The following is a 17,533-nucleotide window of genomic DNA, read 5'->3' as shown; positions in this document are numbered from 1 at the left end:
CGCGTTTAATTCGGAAAAACGGAAAAAGTCGCCAGTTGGCGACTTAATAAATAGCGTCTTGATGTCGAAAGGATGATTCAGCCTAATGTTATTGCTTAAAGGCTAAATTTTATCGGTAGTGATATTGAGATAACGCGTTAAACCTTTGGTCGCACTTTCAGCCGCTAATTGGTTTTGCGCGACCAGACGGAACTTACCACTTTTACCATGGCGCTGTTCGTTGGAAGGCAGGACTGAATATTTGACTAAATCTTCGCCACCATCATAAGAGCACTCCATTTCCCACTGATGCGCGGAACCTTTCGAGGCCGTGCATTTACCCGGACCGTATGAGTACATTAAAAAGTTATTGGTCGAGTTTTCAGCTTTGATAACGTAATCAGGTTTGTCGTTACTATATGCCATGCCAGCAAAAGCAACGGTAGCCGTCAGTAATACAGAGGCTCCAACAACAGCAATTTTGATTTTCACCGTAATAATCCATCATTGTAGTAGATGGGCTTATGTTATAAGAATTGTCTTGGTTTTGCACCAGGAATGTCATTTATTGTTAGTAATTGTATCTTTAGTTGATGTAACGCAAATTTTGTTATGTGCCCAAAATGTTAGGTGCTGGCCGCTCATTCAAGGAAAGAATTGCTTGATAGCTTAGGAGCATTCCGGGCCAAAACGTAACGAGACTGCCCAACCCTGCCCCATAACAAAGCGCTCTGATTCACGACTTAGTAATACTTATCCGTCAGAGAACCTACACCTGCATACTCATAATATCGGTATAAGCCGACACCAGCTTATTGCGCACCTGCACGCCCATCTGCATAGAGATAGAAGACTTTTGCAGATCGACCATCACATCGTTTAACTGAATGCCCGGTTTACCCATCTCGAAATCCTGCGCCTGAGTGCGTGCGGACGTCTGGCTTTCGCTGATCTTATCCAGCGCTGCTTTCATCGTGGCGCTGAAATCCACCTGATTGCCTGACTCAGCCTGCTTACCGCTGGCCTGCAAAGACGTCATCTGCAGCTGCTGCAACACACCATCAATGGCCTGAATTGACATTGTCTGTTCCTCATTAAAGAAGGGATTAAATTTTCACGATGAGAAAGTTATCACACTGTCAATAGGACAAAGGCGCTAAATGAACGCAAAAAACCCGGCTTATCCAACCATCGAAGTGACACGATTCATCAAATAATGCCCGCATTAGTTTGGAATTTCATTTTGGACGTATTCAGGGAGTCAGTTTTGTCACAACCACACACCCGGTCAATTATGTCAGGCAGGAAACGGTCATGAATGCGAGTGCAGCCGCTACACAGGATACAGCAAAGAAAGGCTTCAGTGACCTTCTCGCCCGCCTGCGCGCCAATCCGCGAATTCCCTTAATTATTGCCGCCGCTGCCGTCATCGCAGTGGTTTTTGCGTTGGTGCTGTGGGCAAAGGCGCCAGACTATCGCGTCCTTTATAACAACCTCTCCGATGAGGATGGCGGCGCGATCGTCACCCAGCTGACGCAAATGAACATCCCTTATCAGTTTGCTGACAACGGTGGCGCACTGATGGTGCCCGCCGATAAAGTGCATGAACTGCGTCTGCGTCTGGCCCAGCAAGGTCTGCCGAAAGGTGGCAACGTAGGCTTCGAGCTGATGGATAAAGAGAAGTTCGGTATCAGCCAGTTTAGCGAGCAGATCAACTACCAGCGTGCGCTGGAAGGCGAACTGTCGCGCACCATTGAAACGCTCGGACCGGTGAAGAGCGTGCGCGTGCATCTGGCAATGCCAAAACCGACGCTGTTTGTGCGTGAGCAAAAGTCCCCTTCCGCTTCGGTGACGCTGAATCTGCAGCCGGGTCGTGCATTAGATGAAGGCCAAATTCAGGCCATTCAGCATATGGTTTCCAGTAGCGTGGCGGGTTTACCGCCGGGCAACGTTACGGTGGTCGATCAGACCGGCCGTCTGCTGACCCGTTCGGATAGCGAAGGCCGCGACCTGAATGATGCTCAGCTGAAATATGCCTCCGAAGTGGAAGCGCGCTTCCAGCAGCGCATCGAAGCCATCCTTAACCCGATTGTTGGCCAGGGCAATGTGCATGCGCAGGTGACAGCGCAGATCAACTTTGACCGCAGCGAGCAAACCGACGAGAAATATCAGCCGAACGCCAATCCGAACAACTCCGCGGTGCGTTCACGCCAGACCAGCAACTCCGAACAGAACGGCAGCCCGTATCCAGGCGGCGTGCCGGGCGCGCTGTCGAATCAGCCAGCGCCAGCCAACACCGCGCCAGTGACCAATCCGCAGAACAATACTGCCAATGGTCAGAACGCCAACGGTCAAAACGCCAACGCGCAGAACAACGGCACCACTACCACTAGCACGGCGCAAAGTAGCGGCCCAAGCAGCTCCACCCGTAACGACACCGTTAACTACGAGCTGGATCGCACCATTCGTCATACCAAGCTGAACGTGGGCGATGTGCAGCGTCTCTCCGTTGCCGTGGTCGTCAACTATCGCGATGACGGTAAAGGCAAAGCGGTGGCGCTGAACGAACAACAGATCAAGCAGATTGAAGATTTAACCCGCGAAGCGATGGGCTATTCGCAAACGCGTGGCGACAGCGTCAACGTGGTGAACTCGCAGTTCAACATGACCGAGCCAAGCGGTGGCGACCTGCCATTCTGGCAGCAGCAAGCGTTCTTCGATCAGCTGATGACCGCCGGTCGCTGGCTGCTGGTGGCGCTGGTCGGCTTCATCCTCTATCGCAAGCTGGTACGTCCACAGCTGATGCGTAAGAAAGAGCAAGAGAAAGCGGCCGCTGAAGCGCTGGCAGCTCGCTCTGCGGCGAGGGAAGAGGAAGAAGCCTTTAACGTTCAGCTCAGCAAAGATGAGTTGGATCAGGAGCGTAAATCTACTAACCGCATGAGCGCCGAGGTGATGAGCCAGCGTATCCGCGACATGTCTGAAAACGATCCGCGCGTTGTGGCGCTGGTTATCCGCGAATGGATGAGTAAAGAACTATGAGTCTGACCGGTACAGAAAAAAGCGCCATTCTGATGATGACCATCGGCGAAGAGCGCGCGGCGGAGGTGTTCAAACACCTCAACCAGCGTGAAGTGCAGCACCTGAGTGCGGCGATGGCGGCAATGCGTCAAGTGTCGCACAAGCAGCTGACGGAAGTGCTGCGTGAGTTTGAAGTTGATGCAGAACAGTTCGCGGCGCTGAGCCTCAACTCCAACGAATACCTGCGTTCGGTGCTGATCAAAGCGCTGGGCGAAGAGCGCGCCTCAAGCCTGCTGGAAGATATTCTCGAGAAAAACGAGACCACCAGCGGCATGGAAACGCTCAACTTCATGGAGCCGCAGGCGGCAGCGGATCTTATCCGCGACGAGCATCCGCAGATTATCGCCACCATTTTGGTCCACCTCAAACGTGGCCAGGCGGCGGATATTCTGGCGCTGTTCGACGAGCGTCTGCGCCACGATGTGATGCTGCGTATCGCCACCTTCGGTGGTGTCCAGCCGGCGGCGCTGGCGGAGCTGACCGAAGTGCTCAACGGCCTGCTCGACGGCACCAACCTCAAGCGCGCGAAGATGGGCGGCGTGAGAACCGCAGCAGAAATTATCAACCTGATGAAAACTCAGCAGGAAGAAGCGGTTATCGAAGCGGTACGCGACTTCGATGGCGAGCTGGCACAGAAGATCATCGACGAGATGTTCCTGTTCGAAAACCTGGTGGAAGTGGACGATCGCAGCATCCAGCGTCTGTTGCAGGAAGTGGAATCCGAGCAGTTGCTGGTCGCCCTGAAAGGTGCCGAGCAGCCGCTGCGCGAGAAGTTCCTCAAGAACATGTCAGCCCGTGCGGCCGATATCCTGCGCGACGATCTGGCCAACCGCGGCCCGGTACGTATGTCGGCGGTGGAGAACGAACAGAAAGCCATCCTGCTGGTGGTGCGTCGCTTAGCAGAATCCGGCGAGATGGTGATTGGTGGTGGCGAGGAAACCTATGTCTGATGCCTTTTCCGCCCGCGCGTGGCAGCGCTGGCAGCCTGATGATTTAGGCAGCGCATTTCGCACTGAACCGGAGCCGCAGCCAGAGGAAGCGGAGAGCGAGGTTGAGCTGAGCGCCGAAGCTGAACAGCAACAACAGCTGGAACGCATGCAGCAGCAGATGCGCAAAGATGCGCAGACGCAGGGCTACAGCGAAGGCTATCAAAAGGGTTTTGCCGAAGCGCAGCAGAACGGCTATGACGCCGGTTTTCAGCAAGGTTTAGCCGATGCGCAGCAGCAGCAGGCACCGCTGCAAGCGCGTATGCAGCAGCTGGTAACCGAGTTCCATCACACGCTTGAAGCACTGGACAGCGTGATTGCCTCGCGCCTGATGCAGCTGGCGCTGGAAGCCGCGCGCACGGTGATTGGTCAGGCCACGCAGGTGGATGGCAGCGCCCTGCTGCGCCAGATTCAGCAGCTCATTCAGCAGGAGCCGATGTTCAGCGGCAAACCGCAGCTGCGCGTGCATCCGGATGATTTGCAGCGCATTGAGCAGACGCTTGGTCCAACGCTGGATCTGCACGGCTGGCGCTTGCTGGCTGACAGCACCCTGCATCCGGGCGGCTGTAAACTCAGCGCCGAAGATGGCGATCTCGACGCCAGCGTGGCAACACGCTGGCAGGAGCTGTGCCGTCTTGCCGCTCCGGGGACACTGTAATGACTTCCTCGCGCCTTTCACGCTGGCTTGGCGCGCTCGACGCCTTCGAAGACCGCATTTCACAGGTGCAAACCGTGCGTCGCTACGGTCGTCTGACGCGCGCCACCGGTTTAGTACTGGAGGCCACCGGCCTGCAGCTGCCGCTGGGTGCCACCTGCATTATTGAACGTACCGACGGCAGCAAGATTACCGAAGTTGAAAGTGAAGTGGTCGGCTTCAATGGGCAGAAACTGTTAATGATGCCGCTGGAAGAAGTGGACGGCATCTTACCCGGCGCCCGCGTGTATGCGCGCGTCAGCGGCGACAGTGGCCACAGCGGCAAACAGATGCTGCTTGGCCCGGAGCTGCTCGGTCGCGTACTCGATGGTAGCGGCAAACCGCTGGATGGCTTGCCATCGCCGGAAACCGGCTATCGGGCCCCGCTGATCACCGCCCCGTTTAACCCGCTACAACGTACGCCAATTGAAGATGTGCTGGATACCGGCGTGCGCGCCATCAACGCACTGTTGACGGTGGGTCGCGGCCAGCGTATGGGCCTGTTCGCCGGTTCTGGCGTCGGTAAAAGCGTGCTGCTCGGGATGATGGCGCGCTACACCAAAGCCGATGTCATCGTGGTCGGTTTGATTGGTGAACGTGGTCGCGAAGTCAAAGAGTTCATTGAAAACATCCTTGGCGCTGAAGGTCGCGCGCGTTCGGTGGTGATCGCCGCGCCCGCAGATGTGTCACCGTTGCTGCGTATGCAGGGTGCGGCCTATGCCACGCGCATCGCCGAAGATTTCCGCGATCGCGGTCAGCATGTGCTGCTGATTATGGATTCCCTCACCCGCTACGCCATGGCGCAGCGTGAAATCGCGCTGGCGATCGGTGAGCCGCCGGCCACCAAAGGCTATCCGCCTTCGGTGTTCGCCAAACTGCCGGCGCTGGTGGAACGTGCCGGTAACGGCACCCACGGCGGCGGATCCATCACCGCGTTTTATACCGTGTTGACCGAAGGTGACGATCAGCAGGACCCGATTGCTGACTCGGCGCGTGCGATTCTCGACGGCCACATTGTGTTGTCACGTCGCCTGGCGGAAGCCGGTCACTATCCGGCCATTGATATTGAAGCCTCGATCAGCCGCGCCATGACCTCATTAATTGATGAGACGCACTATGCGCGCGTGCGCCAGTTCAAACAGTTGCTCTCCAGCTTCCAGCGTAACCGCGATCTGGTGAGCGTGGGGGCGTATGCCGCAGGCAGCGATCCGATGCTGGACCGAGCCATCAAGCTCTATCCAGAGATGGAAGCCTTCCTGCATCAGGGGATTTTCGAACGCAGCGACTACGACGATGCCTGTTTGCATCTGCAGGCGATGTTCGGTTAGCGCTAAGCGAGGTTGAGCCATGAAAACCACCAGTGCGATCAATAAGCTGCGCGATATGGCGGAGCAAGAACTGGAGAGTGCGGTGATTCACCTCGGTGATATGCGCCGCGGCGTGCAGCAGGCCGACGAACAACTCAGCATGCTGCTGGATTATCAGGATGAGTATCGCAACAAGCTCAATCAGGATATGTCCGGCGGCATCGCCAGCACCCGCTGGACCAATTATCACCAGTTTATTCAGACGCTGGAAAAAGCCATCGATCAGCATCGCCAGCAGCTTTCACAGTGGAATCAGCGTCTCGATACCGCGCTGAGCAACTGGCGCGAAAAGCATAAGCGACTCAATGCCTATCAAACGCTGATTACCCGCGCTGAAGAAAATGCATTACGACAAGAAAACCGTCTCGATCAGAAACGGATGGATGAATTTGCCCAACGGGCCGCATTGAGGAAAGGCGAATGATTACGCTGCCAACAGTTGCTACGCAAACCTCGGGTTTGGGAGACGCTGACACTTCAGTTTCATCAGATCTGCTGGCGGCCACGGATACGCTGCCGCAGGGTTTTATTACCGAACTGGGTAACCGCTTGCTGACGCTGGCGAAGCAACAAGCTGTTAACACGCAATCAACTGATCTGCCAGCAGAAGTTGATGAAAAAGACGCCAGCAAAGCCTCGTTAAGCGCGTTATTGCAGGCGCTGGAGAAACCGGATGCGTTAAACGCACTTTTACAGCCGGAAAACACTAAAGCCACGCTGAAATCAGCCGATGATAAAGATAAGCCTGAGGCAAGTTCGTTAACTGCCAGCGACTTACAGAATGTGCAGGCGCTATTTGCCATGTTGCCGGTGGCGGTTGAGAACCGCAGCAGTCAGACGGCGGTAACAGAAAGCGTTAGTGCCGGCAAAACCGACACGCGCGCTTCGCTTAATTCAGCACTGTTAAGTAGTTCGCTGGAAAGTGCAATAAAAGAAGAAGCAACGCAGCCGGATAGCGCAAAGAGTCAAGCCAGTGATGCAGGAACGCGCTTAACGCAAACGGCTGCCAGCACGCAAACCAGCAGCAGCGTCAGCACATCGACAAACAATAACGGCGCTTTGACGCTGGATGAAAGTTTTAAGCAGGTGCTGAATGCGTTGAGCAAGCCGGAAGAGCGCAGCGCCGCGCCGGTCAGTGATGACCCGGTTGCGCCGTTGACCAGCGCCCCGCTCAGCAGCAGCAGTTCGCTGGTGACCAGCACCGCCTCGACCAGCACCACGCCGTCGACACCGATGCTGAATGCGCAGCTCGGCAGCGACGAGTGGCAGCAAGCGCTGAGTCAGCAGATTGTGATGTTTAGCCGCAACGGGCAGCAGAACGCCGAGTTGCGCTTACATCCGCAGGATCTGGGCGCGATTCAGATCAGCCTGAGCCTTGATAAGGATCAGGCACAGTTAAGTATGGTTTCCAGCCACAGCCAAGTGAGGGCCGCGCTGGAAGCGGCTCTCCCTCAACTGCGTACAGCGCTGGCGGAGAGCGGTATTAACCTGGGACAGAGTAACGTCAGCAGCGACGCCTTCGCACAGGGCCAGAGTTATCAGGGCCAACAGGAAGGACGTCGTGACGGACAGCACGGCAGCTTTACCCTCTCCCAGGACAGTGACAACGAGATAACGCCTATTGCCGTCCCGGCAGCCCTTCAAGCGCGCGTGGCCGGTAACGGCGCTGTCGATATCTTTGCCTGACAGCCGCTAAACGCTGAAGGTAAGCGTAAAACCCGCGTCTTTTCTTCCCATTGTTTGACTTAAGACGCGGGATAATCTGTCCAGGTAAGCCGAGAGGCTTGCCCATAATTCACAGGAAGTAACTGCAAACATGTCTGATAACGCGAAAGCTAAAGGCCGCAAACGTTCACTACTACTACCGGTGTTACTGATTGTAACGCTGGCCGCTTGCAGCGTGGCAGGCTATGCAGTCTGGCGAATGATGAATAAACACGAGGGTAGCCAACCGGAAGCGGCGAAAGTCGAGCCACCGGCTGCTCCAGTATTTTTTGCAATGGATACGTTTACAGTAAACCTGGTCAATCCTGACAACGATCCTGACCGCGTGCTGTACGTGGGGTTCACCCTGCGTCTGCCCGATGAGGATACCCGTCGTCGGTTGAATGATTACCTGCCGGAAGTACGCAGCCGTCTGCTGTTACTGCTGTCGCGTCAAAACGCGACGGCACTGGCAACAGAGCAAGGCAAACAGGCCCTGGTTGAGCAGATCAAACAGGTGCTGGCGCCGCCGCTGGTAAAAGGTCAACCGGCTCAGGCCGTCAGTGACGTGCTGTTTACCGCCTTCATTTTGAGGTGATTTAATGGGCGATAGCATTCTCTCCCAGGCTGAGATTGACGCGCTGCTTAATGGCGACAGTGACAGTGCGGAAGTAGAGAACAGTTCCAAAGGGGCCGATGGCGATATCCGCCCCTATGATCCCAATACCCAGCGTCGCGTGGTACGTGAGCGTCTGCAGGCGCTGGAGATCATCAACGAGCGCTTTGCCCGTCAATTCCGTATGGCGCTGTTTAACCTGCTGCGCCGTAGCCCAGATATCAGCGTGGGTGCGATCAAGATTCAGCCGTACCACGAGTTTGCCCGCAACCTGCCGGTGCCAACCAACCTGAACCTGATCCACCTGAAGCCGCTGCGCGGTACGGCACTGGTGGTGTTTTCACCGAGCCTGGTATTTATTGCTGTCGATAACCTGTTTGGCGGCGACGGTCGTTTTCCGACCAAAGTAGAAGGCCGTGAATTTACCCATACCGAACAGCGCGTCATCCGCCGCATGTTGAAGCTGGCGCTGGATGGCTACAGCGACGCCTGGAAGGCAATTTATCCGCTGGACGTGGAGTATGTGCGTTCAGAGATGCAGGTGAAGTTCACCAACATCACCACTTCCCCGAACGATATCGTGGTCAACACGCCGTTCCAGGTGGAAATTGGTAACCTGGTGGGTGAATTCAATATCTGTATTCCGTTTTCGATGATTGAGCCGCTGCGCGAGCTGTTGGTCAATCCACCGCTGGAAAACTCACGTCAGGAAGATAACCACTGGCGCGACAATCTGGTGAAACAGGTGCAGCACTCGGAGCTGGAGCTGATTGCCCACTTCGCTGAAACATCGCTGCGTCTGTCACGCATTTTGCAGCTGAAACCTGGTGACGTCCTGCCCATTGAGAAGCCGGACCGCATCATTGCTCACGTTGATGGCGTACCGGTACTGACCAGCCAATACGGCACCATTAATGGCCAGTATGCCCTGCGTGTAGAACATTTGATTAACCCGATTTTGAATTCGCTGAACGAGGAACAGCCCGATGAGTGACAGCAAGAAACCGTCCGATGACGACATCTCCGCGGACGATCTGTGGGCTGCAGCTATGAACGAACAGACCGCGACCAGCGCGCCTGATCCGACCGAGAATGTGTTCAAATCGTTAGAGAATCCTGGCATCAGCGGTTCGCTGCAGGATATCGATCTGATTATGGACATCCCGGTCAAACTGACCGTGGAGCTGGGCCGCACCAAGATGACCATCAAAGAGCTGCTGCGTCTGACGCAGGGTTCCGTGGTGGCGCTGGATGGCCTCGCCGGTGAGCCGCTGGATATTCTGATCAACGGTTATCTGATCGCCCAGGGTGAAGTAGTGGTGGTAAACGACAAATATGGCGTGCGCATCACTGACATCATCACCCCGTCTGAACGTATGCGTCGTCTGAGCCGTTAAGCATGTTGAAGAACACGCAAAGCGAACAGCCGGTTCACAGCCAGCCGGTGGTCTCCACCGGTTCGGTGATTGGACAAGTCAGCAGCGTGCTGGCGGTGATTGTTCTGCTGATTCTGGCCTGCGGCTGGCTGGCTAAACGCCTGGGTTTTGCGCCGAAAACGGTGACTGGCCAGGCGTTAAAAGTCAGCGCCACCGTGCAGGTTGGCCAGCGTGAGCGCGTGGTGATTGTGGATACCGCCGATGCACGCCTGGTGTTGGGCGTCACCGCGCAGCAAATCACCCATCTGCACTCTTTGCCACCGCTGCCGCCGGAAGAACAAACCGGTAACAGCGTAGCACCACAAGATTTTCGTCAGCTGTTCCAGAACCTGGTTAAACGTCCCGGAAAACCCTAATGATGCGTCGATTACTCGCTCTTCTGCCGCTTTTATTGCTGGCACCGGTTGCCCATGCGCAGCTGCCGGGCTTAATCAGCCAACCGCTGGCTAATGGCGGACAGAGCTGGTCGCTGCCGGTACAGACGCTGGTGTTCATCACTTCACTGACCTTTATACCGGCGGTGTTGCTGATGATGACCAGCTTCACCCGCATCATTATTGTGTTTGGTCTGCTGCGTAACGCCCTCGGCACGCCTTCCGCGCCACCGAACCAGGTGCTACTAGGCCTGGCGCTGTTTCTGACCTTCTTTATCATGGCGCCGACCTTCGACAAGATCTATTCCGACGCCTATTTACCGTTCAGCCAGGACAAAATCAGCATGGCTGACGCCATCGATAAAGGCGCGCAGCCGCTGCGCGAATTTATGCTGCGTCAAACGCGTGAAGCCGACCTGGCGCTGTTTGCCCGTCTCGCCAACACCGCGCCAATTGAAGGCCCGGAAGCGGTGCCGATGCGCATTCTGCTGCCGGCTTATGTCACCAGTGAACTGAAAACCGCCTTCCAGATTGGTTTTACCGTGTTCATCCCTTTCCTGATCATCGATCTGGTGGTCGCCAGCGTGTTAATGGCGCTGGGGATGATGATGGTGCCGCCCGCGACCATCTCGCTGCCGTTCAAGCTGATGCTGTTTGTATTGGTGGATGGCTGGCAGCTGCTGGTGGGTTCGCTGGCGCAAAGCTTCTACTCTTGAGTGGCAATCGCCCTCACCTTTCTTTCCTTAGGAGTGCAGCATGACACCTGAATCAGTGATGGTTATGGGCCAGGAAGCAATGCGTGTCGCCCTGTTGATGGCGGCACCGATGTTGCTGGTCGCGTTAATTAGCGGTTTGATCATTAGCGTGTTGCAAGCGGCAACCCAGATCAACGAACAAACGCTCTCCTTTATCCCGAAAATTCTGGCCGTTGCGGCCACCGCGGTGATCGCCGGTCCATGGATGCTGAATCTGATGCTGGACTATATGCGTACCCTGTTTAACAACCTGCCTTACATCATTGGCTGATGATTAACCTGGATAGCAGCCAGCTGATTCATTGGGTCGCGCAATTTTTCTGGCCGATGGTGCGTTTGCTGGCGCTGTTTGCCAGCGCGCCGGTGCTAAGTGAAAAATCGATTCCCAAGCGCGTCAAAATTGGTCTGGCGGTAGTGACCACCTGGATCATCATCCCGCTACTGCCGCCGGTTGAAGCCACTCTATTTACCCCTGCAGGCTTTTGGTTACTGTTACAGCAGTTGCTGATTGGCGTAAGCCTGGGCCTAACGATGCAGTTCGCCTTTGCCGCGGTACGGATGGCGGGTGAAGTGATTGGTTTGCAGATGGGCTTGTCGTTCGCCACCTTCTTTGATCCCGGTAGCCGGTTAAACATGCCGGTGCTGGCGCGTTTTCTCGATATGCTGGCGATGCTGCTGTTCCTGACCTTCAATGGCCATCTTTGGTTGATTTCGTTGTTGGTGGACAGTTTTCATACTTTGCCGATCAGCGATCAGCCTCTCAACGCCAACGCCTTTATGGCGTTAGTCAAAGCCGCCGGATTAATTTTCCTTAATGGCATGATGTTAGCGCTGCCCTTAATAGTTCTGCTCCTCACGCTAAACATGGCACTAGGTTTGTTAAACCGTGTTTCACCACAGCTCTCCATTTTCGCGGTTGGCTTCCCGATTACCTTAACGGTGGGCATCCTGAGTGTAGGGTTGATGATGCCGCTGCTTGCTCCCTTCTGTGAACATCTGTTCAGCGAAGTCTTTGATTTACTCGCCCAGTTTATGTCAGAACTTTCCCGCGCTGGTTGATTAACTATTCTGTAGGCGTCCTTAAGTAATAGTTAAGCAATCAAAATCAGTCAGTGCATTTTTCGAACCATATTTCTCAGAAATCAACTGAGGAAATTCTGATAAGTGCGCATTTTAGGTGAAAATTATTCTTATTAAACCGCGCTTCGCGTATTTTAGTCAGACGATTCCTAAGGGGCTAAACCTTAGGAATTGGTTGATTAAATGCTCAAAGGGCTGTTTTTAAACAAAAAAAAATTCACAGCGATTTTTCTTGTCTAAATCCCTTTTTTCCGGCATTGTCAACGCTCGCTAAAGCGTCACACTTTCGCATTACAAATGTTTTTAAGATTTGTCCTATCAGATTTGTCTGTGATCTGCGCGATAGTGACAGGGCTCTCAAACAGAGCGAATTAAACACTTAATGCAAATGCTCAGCCATTCCCACTATGGCTGGGTTCAGAGTGACGTGGATGTACTATAAAAAATAACTTCGCAGCACGGTTCAGGGAAGAGTCATGATGGCGCATGGATAACTAACGCCAATCTGCTGAGCAGAATAAAAAAGTGTCTTTGGAAATTTCTCTCGTACCGCAAACGCGTATTCATCGTTGATTTAAACGGATAACAAATTGGTGAGGGTCGCTATAATGCCAACGATTATTATGGATTCATGTAATTACACACGCCTCGGATTGTCTGACTATATGGCAGCTAAAGGAGTTAAAAAGAAAAATATTACTCCTGTGTCTGACATTGAACAATTGCAACAAAGATGTGAGCAAATAAAGCCGGGTGTCGTGTTTATCAACGAAGAGTGCTTTATTCACGAATCTGATTCTAGCGATCGTATTCGTGCCATTATTATGCAGCATCCAGATACCTTATTCTTTATATTCATGGCGATCTCGAATATCCATTTTGAGGAATACCTCTACGTTCGTAAGAACCTGATTATTACATCAAAATCGATAAAAACTTCGACGTTGGATTCCTTATTAGGAACCTACTTGCAAAAGAAACTCAACGCTTCGCCGCGTATTTCTGCCGGGCTCGACGTGCATCCACTGACATTAAGTCAGACTGAATCGAATATGCTGAAAATGTGGATGTCAGGTCATGACACCATTCAAATTTCAGACCAGATGCAAATTAAAGCCAAAACGGTTTCGTCACACAAAGGTAATATTAAACGTAAAATTAAAACCCATAATAAGCAGGTAATTTATCATGTGGTACGTTTGACTGATAATGTCACCTCAGGGATTTATGTTAACGTGCGATAATTTCTCAACGTTAATTTACCGGAATAATTTGAGCTACAGACAGGCAGCAATGAGGTGAACGCTCGGCGCTTACTAAAATAAGTGACTTGGGTGTACACCTGCAGCCAACGCGCCTGCAGCTTGAAGTATGAAGGGGTGAAGGGCCAATCCACGGGATTGGCCTTTTTTCGTTTTGCGGGTTTGATCCCACTTTCCTGCCTAATCCTTTCCCCTCACCTGCCGATGCTTACTCTCATAACACCTACCTACATGAGAGCAAGGATATGAAAACAGCATCGATTGATGAGCAATATAAGCTCAGCATCTGGCAGAACCTGCGCCTGATGCCTCTGTTCAGTATGATCTTTGGTGGCATTCTGCTGCTTTTTGCCCTGTGCATTGGACTCGCCAGCTACTTTTTGATTCAAAGTAATAATTCACTCAATGATGCCACCGAAGAAATTCAAATTCGTATGGGCATTTCTAACAGCTCAAACCATCTGCGCACCGCGCGTCTGAATGTGCTGCAATCTGGCGCCGCCGCGCGTATTGGCGAGATGGATGGCTATCGTGCTGATTTAGCGCGCACCGAGACACGTATTAAGCAGGCGCGTGAAGGCTTCAAGCTGTATATGGATCGCAAGGCGAAAACCCCGGCCGACATTGCGCTCGATGAGCCGCTGACGGCCAGCTTTAATGCTTATATCGATAAAGGCTTGAAGCCGATGATTGAATCGGCCAAACAAGGCAGCTTCGAGGGCATCGTGGCGCAGGAAACGGATGTGACGCGCAAGCTGGATGATGCTTACAACGCGGTGTTGCTGAAAGCGATTAAGATCCGCACCGACCGCGCAGAAACGATTAACGCCGAAGCCGCCCATCAATCGCGCGTCGGCTTTATCGCCATGGCGATTGCCTTTGCTGCGGCGCTGGTGCTGGTACTGCTCACCTTTGTATTCCTGCGTCGCGTGGTGATTACACCGCTGCGCCAATCAGTTGATCGTATTGAGCGCATCGCGCAAGGCGACTTAACGGCACCGGAGCAGGCCTACGGTCGCAGCGAGATCGGCAGCTTACTGCATAACCTGCAGCTGATGCAGGCGTCGCTGGTGCGCACCGTGGGAACGGTGCGTGAAGGTGCGGTGGCGATTTACCAGGGTTCTAGCGAGATCTCGGCCGGCAACACCGATCTCTCCTCGCGCACTGAGGAACAAGCCTCCGCACTGGAGCAAACTGCCGCCAGCATGGAGCAGTTAACCGCGACGGTGAAGCAGAATGCCGAGAACGCCCATCATGCCAGCCAGCTGGCCGCAGACGCCTCAGGTAAAGCACGCAGCGGCGGCGACCTGGTGAGCGGCGTGGTACAGACCATGACCAATATCTCTGGCAGTTCGAAGAAGATTGCGGAGATCACCAACGTCATCAACAGCATCGCGTTTCAGACCAACATTCTGGCGCTCAACGCCGCCGTAGAAGCGGCGCGTGCGGGTGAACAGGGTCGCGGTTTTGCGGTGGTTGCCAGCGAAGTACGTAACCTCGCCCAGCGCAGTGCGCAGGCCGCCAAAGAGATTGAAACGCTGATTGCGGAATCGGTGGGATTAATTACCAATGGTTCGCGCCAGGTCGGTGAAGCCGGTAACACCATGAGTGAAATTGTTGAAGCGGTGCGTCGCGTTACCGACATCATGGCGGAAATTGCTGCCGCCTCGGATGAGCAGAGCCGTGGCATTCAGCAGGTTAGCCTGGCGGTGACCGAAATGGATAACGTGACGCAGCAGAACGCCTCGCTGGTTGAAGAAGCCTCTTCGGCTGCGGCCTCGCTGGAGGATCAGGCCGGAAGATTAACGCAGGCGGTGGCGGTGTTCCGCTTGAATGACACGCCGGTGGCGCAGGTTGCTAAAGCCGCACAGTCCGCCTTACGCACGCCGAATCTGGCACCACGTCCGGCGTTGGCAACGTCGGGGAATGATAATTGGGAAACGTTTTAATTTGGATCGGGGCGCAGTTTGAGATTTAGGTGCGGGTTACCCCGCACTTATTCCCTCTCCCACAGGTGGGAGAGGGAATAAGTAGGTAAGGGCAAAAATCAATCAAGCCCCTTCATACGGCTCGACAAAAACCCCTTCCGCATGGTCGCTTTCATTGAAGAACCAAATCCCCAGCGGGTAATCATCCAACGCCACCAGATACATGGTGCCTTCATTAAATGCTTCCACGGCCAGCACCGTACCCACACGGCGCGGGCCGCCATCGGTTTTTACCGTAACGCGGTCATTCACCTTCATTGATTACTCTCCACAAATTGTCCTGCGACACAGTGTAACGGAAGATAATCATGACCGCCTGATCGCGATCAGCGTCGGGCGATAACCCACACGGCATGCACGATACCTGGAATGTAACCGCACAGCGTTAGCAAGATATTAAGCCAGAAGGCACCACCAAAACCGACCTGCAGGAATACACCCAGCGGGGGCACTAAAATCGCAATCACAATACGTAAAAAGTCCATACTCTCTCCCTGATAACACTTAGCAATCAATCGCTAAGCATAGACGCTGCTACACGCATTGCATTTAAAGGCAGGTAAAAGTTTGTCAGGATGCGACTTTTCACTTTCTTAACGTTTCGCAGAGAGACTTTTGACATCGGCTGCTCGTACACTTCTCACTACTGCACCAACCCCAAAGGCGCAGTCAACCTAAAAGTAACAAGGATTTTTGCCCGCGCAGCGCGGGCTTTTTTTTGCCTGCTATTCCGCTTCCGTCCCCCTCTCCACCACCGTCTATACTGGTAATACATCCGTTCGCCTCTGGGAGGCCGCCATGACGACTGCAAAAGAGTACAGCGAGAATGTGCAGCGCGACGTGAATATTGATGTCGATGCGCTGCTGGAAGCGATTCAGAAGAGAACGTCGGGCGAGGTGAAAGAGTTTATGGAAGCCGAGCACGCTCATCGCGTTAGGGTAAACGGTGAGGCCTATGACTCCTGCGCCGAATTAGCCGAAGCCTTCGAACTCGACATCCGCGACTTCGCTATTAGCGAAGTGAACCGATGAAATCGATTTCAAAAAAATACCCGGCGGGATGGCCGGGTAAAGTAAATCAGTAAATTCGTTACACCAGGGAATTCTTAACACCGAGCCAGATTACGCCTTAGCACACTTAAGACAAGTCTTATCCCTGCATGTAAATTGAACATTTTCGTATAACCATTCATCTAAATCGCCGCAGGCACCGCGTCGCTACTGATTATTTGCTGTGCACAAACCGTGCATGGACAAATCTACTGTGAATAGCATTTAAGAATTATCCTGGTTGTCGCTCGCCTGTCCCCGCGGAAAAGTGTGATCGCGATTCCGCTATTATACTGATTACTCTTCGCTTTACGGATGCCACTGGCGTTAGGAGTGTGATGATGCTGAGTCTTAACTCTTCACTGATGGTCGTGACCGATCTTGATGGCTCACTGCTGGATCATCATGACTACAACTGGGATGCCGCCAGCGAATGGCTGGCGCGTCTGAAACAACATCAAATCCCACTGGTGATTTGTTCCAGCAAAACCGCAGCAGAGATTGTTCCTCTGCAAAAGCGGCTGGGCATTGCCGGTGCCCCCTTTATTGCGGAAAACGGCGCACGCGTGGTATTCGGCGGCGATCAAATCCTCGCAACGGAGCCTGGCGCAGCCTATCGCACGCTGTGCCAGACGCTGAAGACTCTGCAAGTGCAGTTCCGCTTCGATGGTTTTCACCAGTTTAGCGACGCCGACGTCGCACGCTTTACCGGATTAACCCTGGCTGAAGCCAGTCAGAGCCGCTTACGCGAAGCCTCCGAAGTGGTGCTGTGGCGCGACGACGAGCATCGTTTAGCCGCATTCCGTGAGGCGCTGGCCGAGCATCACCTCGCCTTAACACAGGGTGGACGTTTCTGGCACGTCATGCCCGTCGGCACCGGCAAAGGCATTGCGCTGGCGCAAATCCAGCAGCATCTGGCCGAGCAGGAAGGCCAGTCGCGCATCACTCTCGGATTAGGTGATGGCCCCAATGATGTGCCGATGTTAGAGCGTGTCGACTACGCCGTAGTGATTAAGGGCTTCAGCAAAACGCCGGTAGAACTGCAACGTACGGATAGCGAGCATGTTTACTACACCGCGCACGTCGGCCCGCAAGGCTGGCGCGAAGGGCTGGACTATTTTCTTGCGCCTAACGATTAACGACCAAAAACCTGAAGGATGAGAC

21 protein-coding genes are annotated in these 17,533 nt (G+C 53.9%); 17 read left to right on the top strand and 4 right to left on the bottom strand.

Going from position 1 to position 17,533, the window contains the following annotated elements; all coding sequences use genetic code 11:
• Window positions 1–102 precede the first annotated feature (102 nt).
• Together WFL93_RS18580 and fliE are read right to left on the bottom strand one after the other, a co-directional pair.
• Complete coding sequence (locus tag WFL93_RS18580) at window positions 103–471, bottom strand: hypothetical protein (RefSeq protein ID WP_336778752.1); 369 nt, start codon at window positions 469–471, stop codon at window positions 103–105.
• Between the two features lie 277 nt (window positions 472–748).
• Window positions 749–1,060: a flagellar hook-basal body complex protein FliE gene (gene fliE, locus WFL93_RS18575; RefSeq protein ID WP_007891438.1), complete on the bottom strand. Its 312-nt coding sequence runs from the start codon at window positions 1,058–1,060 to the stop codon at window positions 749–751.
• 233 nt (window positions 1,061–1,293) lie between these two features.
• Here fliE and fliF point away from each other — a divergent pair, with 233 nt between their 5' ends.
• From fliF to WFL93_RS18500, 15 genes are all read left to right on the top strand, one after another.
• Entirely contained in the window at window positions 1,294–3,018 is a 1,725-nt protein-coding gene (fliF, locus tag WFL93_RS18570; protein ID WP_336778751.1) for a flagellar basal-body MS-ring/collar protein FliF, read from the top strand.
• Window positions 3,015–4,007 carry a flagellar motor switch protein FliG gene (gene fliG, locus WFL93_RS18565; RefSeq protein ID WP_049852563.1) on the top strand — a complete coding sequence of 331 codons (993 nt, stop codon included), beginning with the start codon at window positions 3,015–3,017 and terminating at the stop codon, window positions 4,005–4,007. Before fliF ends, fliG begins: the two co-directional genes overlap by 4 nt.
• Complete coding sequence (fliH, locus tag WFL93_RS18560) at window positions 4,000–4,701, top strand: flagellar assembly protein FliH (protein WP_007891441.1); 702 nt, start codon at window positions 4,000–4,002, stop codon at window positions 4,699–4,701. The genes fliG and fliH overlap by 8 nt, the downstream gene beginning before the upstream one ends.
• Window positions 4,701–6,065 carry a flagellar protein export ATPase FliI gene (fliI, locus tag WFL93_RS18555; RefSeq protein ID WP_007891442.1) on the top strand — a complete coding sequence of 455 codons (1,365 nt, stop codon included), beginning with the start codon at window positions 4,701–4,703 and terminating at the stop codon, window positions 6,063–6,065. The genes fliH and fliI overlap by 1 nt, the downstream gene beginning before the upstream one ends.
• 19 nt (window positions 6,066–6,084) lie before the next feature.
• The gene (gene fliJ, locus WFL93_RS18550) at window positions 6,085–6,528 is read left to right on the top strand and encodes a flagellar export protein FliJ (RefSeq protein ID WP_007891443.1); all 444 of its coding nucleotides are present in this window, start codon (window positions 6,085–6,087) and stop codon (window positions 6,526–6,528) included.
• Window positions 6,525–7,790 (top strand): flagellar hook-length control protein FliK, encoded by a 1,266-nt coding sequence (locus WFL93_RS18545; RefSeq protein WP_336778750.1) that lies wholly within the window; start codon window positions 6,525–6,527, stop codon window positions 7,788–7,790. Before fliJ ends, WFL93_RS18545 begins: the two co-directional genes overlap by 4 nt.
• Window positions 7,791–7,920: 130 nt before the next feature.
• Window positions 7,921–8,406 (top strand): flagellar basal body-associated protein FliL, encoded by a 486-nt coding sequence (fliL, locus tag WFL93_RS18540; protein WP_007891445.1) that lies wholly within the window; start codon window positions 7,921–7,923, stop codon window positions 8,404–8,406.
• A gap of 4 nt (window positions 8,407–8,410) precedes the next feature.
• Window positions 8,411–9,418: a flagellar motor switch protein FliM gene (gene fliM, locus WFL93_RS18535; RefSeq protein ID WP_007891447.1), complete on the top strand. Its 1,008-nt coding sequence runs from the start codon at window positions 8,411–8,413 to the stop codon at window positions 9,416–9,418.
• Window positions 9,411–9,821, top strand: a complete 411-nt coding sequence (fliN, locus tag WFL93_RS18530) for a flagellar motor switch protein FliN (protein ID WP_007891449.1) — start codon at window positions 9,411–9,413, stop codon at window positions 9,819–9,821. The genes fliM and fliN overlap by 8 nt, the downstream gene beginning before the upstream one ends.
• 2 nt (window positions 9,822–9,823) lie before the next feature.
• Window positions 9,824–10,216: a flagellar biosynthetic protein FliO gene (gene fliO / locus WFL93_RS18525; RefSeq protein ID WP_049852561.1), complete on the top strand. Its 393-nt coding sequence runs from the start codon at window positions 9,824–9,826 to the stop codon at window positions 10,214–10,216.
• Between the two features lie 2 nt (window positions 10,217–10,218).
• Window positions 10,219–10,950 carry a flagellar type III secretion system pore protein FliP gene (gene fliP, locus WFL93_RS18520; RefSeq protein ID WP_036621820.1) on the top strand — a complete coding sequence of 244 codons (732 nt, stop codon included), beginning with the start codon at window positions 10,219–10,221 and terminating at the stop codon, window positions 10,948–10,950.
• A gap of 40 nt (window positions 10,951–10,990) precedes the next feature.
• Window positions 10,991–11,260, top strand: coding sequence for a flagellar biosynthesis protein FliQ (gene fliQ, locus WFL93_RS18515; protein ID WP_007891455.1), 270 nt, complete (start codon window positions 10,991–10,993; stop codon window positions 11,258–11,260).
• Window positions 11,260–12,048 (top strand): flagellar biosynthetic protein FliR, encoded by a 789-nt coding sequence (gene fliR, locus WFL93_RS18510; RefSeq protein WP_007891459.1) that lies wholly within the window; start codon window positions 11,260–11,262, stop codon window positions 12,046–12,048. The genes fliQ and fliR overlap by 1 nt, the downstream gene beginning before the upstream one ends.
• A gap of 629 nt (window positions 12,049–12,677) precedes the next feature.
• Complete coding sequence (gene rcsA, locus WFL93_RS18505; protein ID WP_007891461.1) at window positions 12,678–13,313, top strand: transcriptional regulator RcsA; 636 nt, start codon at window positions 12,678–12,680, stop codon at window positions 13,311–13,313.
• Between the two features lie 263 nt (window positions 13,314–13,576).
• The gene (locus WFL93_RS18500) at window positions 13,577–15,280 is read left to right on the top strand and encodes a methyl-accepting chemotaxis protein (protein WP_007891463.1); all 1,704 of its coding nucleotides are present in this window, start codon (window positions 13,577–13,579) and stop codon (window positions 15,278–15,280) included.
• Between the two features lie 102 nt (window positions 15,281–15,382).
• Here the strand turns inward: WFL93_RS18500 and dsrB are convergent, their stop codons facing one another.
• Together dsrB and WFL93_RS18490 are read right to left on the bottom strand one after the other, a co-directional pair.
• Window positions 15,383–15,577 (bottom strand): protein DsrB, encoded by a 195-nt coding sequence (gene dsrB / locus WFL93_RS18495; RefSeq protein ID WP_007891465.1) that lies wholly within the window; start codon window positions 15,575–15,577, stop codon window positions 15,383–15,385.
• Between the two features lie 68 nt (window positions 15,578–15,645).
• Complete coding sequence (locus tag WFL93_RS18490; protein WP_007891469.1) at window positions 15,646–15,804, bottom strand: YqaE/Pmp3 family membrane protein; 159 nt, start codon at window positions 15,802–15,804, stop codon at window positions 15,646–15,648.
• A gap of 313 nt (window positions 15,805–16,117) precedes the next feature.
• Here WFL93_RS18490 and WFL93_RS18485 point away from each other — a divergent pair, with 313 nt between their 5' ends.
• The gene (locus WFL93_RS18485) at window positions 16,118–16,351 is read left to right on the top strand and encodes a DUF2525 domain-containing protein (protein ID WP_049852560.1); all 234 of its coding nucleotides are present in this window, start codon (window positions 16,118–16,120) and stop codon (window positions 16,349–16,351) included.
• A 359-nt stretch (window positions 16,352–16,710) separates the two neighbouring features.
• Window positions 16,711–17,508: a mannosyl-3-phosphoglycerate phosphatase-related protein gene (locus WFL93_RS18480; RefSeq protein ID WP_336778783.1), complete on the top strand. Its 798-nt coding sequence runs from the start codon at window positions 16,711–16,713 to the stop codon at window positions 17,506–17,508.
• Window positions 17,509–17,533: the final 25 nt, after the last annotated feature.

It is taken from the genome of Pantoea sp. USHLN256 (genome assembly GCF_037149875.1).
Lineage (GTDB): Bacteria > Pseudomonadota > Gammaproteobacteria > Enterobacterales > Enterobacteriaceae > Pantoea > Pantoea nemavictus.
This window is presented reverse-complemented; position numbering and strand designations above follow the sequence as displayed.

Bases quoted from the DNA above. Each gene is read 5' to 3' on its own strand.
- fliI (WP_007891442.1), top strand. From the start codon at position 4,701: ATGACTTCCTCGCGCCTTTCACGCTGGCTTGGCGCGCTCGACGCCTTC.
- WFL93_RS18485 (WP_049852560.1), top strand. From the start codon at position 16,118: ATGACGACTGCAAAAGAGTACAGCGAGAATGTGCAGCGCGACGTGAAT.
- fliQ (WP_007891455.1), top strand. From the start codon at position 10,991: ATGACACCTGAATCAGTGATGGTTATGGGCCAGGAAGCAATGCGTGTC.
- fliF (WP_336778751.1), top strand. From the start codon at position 1,294: ATGAATGCGAGTGCAGCCGCTACACAGGATACAGCAAAGAAAGGCTTC.
- fliM (WP_007891447.1), top strand. From the start codon at position 8,411: ATGGGCGATAGCATTCTCTCCCAGGCTGAGATTGACGCGCTGCTTAAT.
- WFL93_RS18490 (WP_007891469.1), bottom strand. From the start codon at position 15,804: ATGGACTTTTTACGTATTGTGATTGCGATTTTAGTGCCCCCGCTGGGT.
- fliR (WP_007891459.1), top strand. From the start codon at position 11,260: ATGATTAACCTGGATAGCAGCCAGCTGATTCATTGGGTCGCGCAATTT.
- dsrB (WP_007891465.1), bottom strand. From the start codon at position 15,577: ATGAAGGTGAATGACCGCGTTACGGTAAAAACCGATGGCGGCCCGCGC.
- fliL (WP_007891445.1), top strand. From the start codon at position 7,921: ATGTCTGATAACGCGAAAGCTAAAGGCCGCAAACGTTCACTACTACTA.
- fliN (WP_007891449.1), top strand. From the start codon at position 9,411: ATGAGTGACAGCAAGAAACCGTCCGATGACGACATCTCCGCGGACGAT.
- fliP (WP_036621820.1), top strand. From the start codon at position 10,219: ATGCGTCGATTACTCGCTCTTCTGCCGCTTTTATTGCTGGCACCGGTT.
- WFL93_RS18500 (WP_007891463.1), top strand. From the start codon at position 13,577: ATGAAAACAGCATCGATTGATGAGCAATATAAGCTCAGCATCTGGCAG.
- fliE (WP_007891438.1), bottom strand. From the start codon at position 1,060: ATGTCAATTCAGGCCATTGATGGTGTGTTGCAGCAGCTGCAGATGACG.
- fliH (WP_007891441.1), top strand. From the start codon at position 4,000: ATGTCTGATGCCTTTTCCGCCCGCGCGTGGCAGCGCTGGCAGCCTGAT.
- fliJ (WP_007891443.1), top strand. From the start codon at position 6,085: ATGAAAACCACCAGTGCGATCAATAAGCTGCGCGATATGGCGGAGCAA.
- WFL93_RS18545 (WP_336778750.1), top strand. From the start codon at position 6,525: ATGATTACGCTGCCAACAGTTGCTACGCAAACCTCGGGTTTGGGAGAC.
- fliG (WP_049852563.1), top strand. From the start codon at position 3,015: ATGAGTCTGACCGGTACAGAAAAAAGCGCCATTCTGATGATGACCATC.
- fliO (WP_049852561.1), top strand. From the start codon at position 9,824: ATGTTGAAGAACACGCAAAGCGAACAGCCGGTTCACAGCCAGCCGGTG.
- rcsA (WP_007891461.1), top strand. From the start codon at position 12,678: ATGCCAACGATTATTATGGATTCATGTAATTACACACGCCTCGGATTG.
- WFL93_RS18480 (WP_336778783.1), top strand. From the start codon at position 16,711: ATGCTGAGTCTTAACTCTTCACTGATGGTCGTGACCGATCTTGATGGC.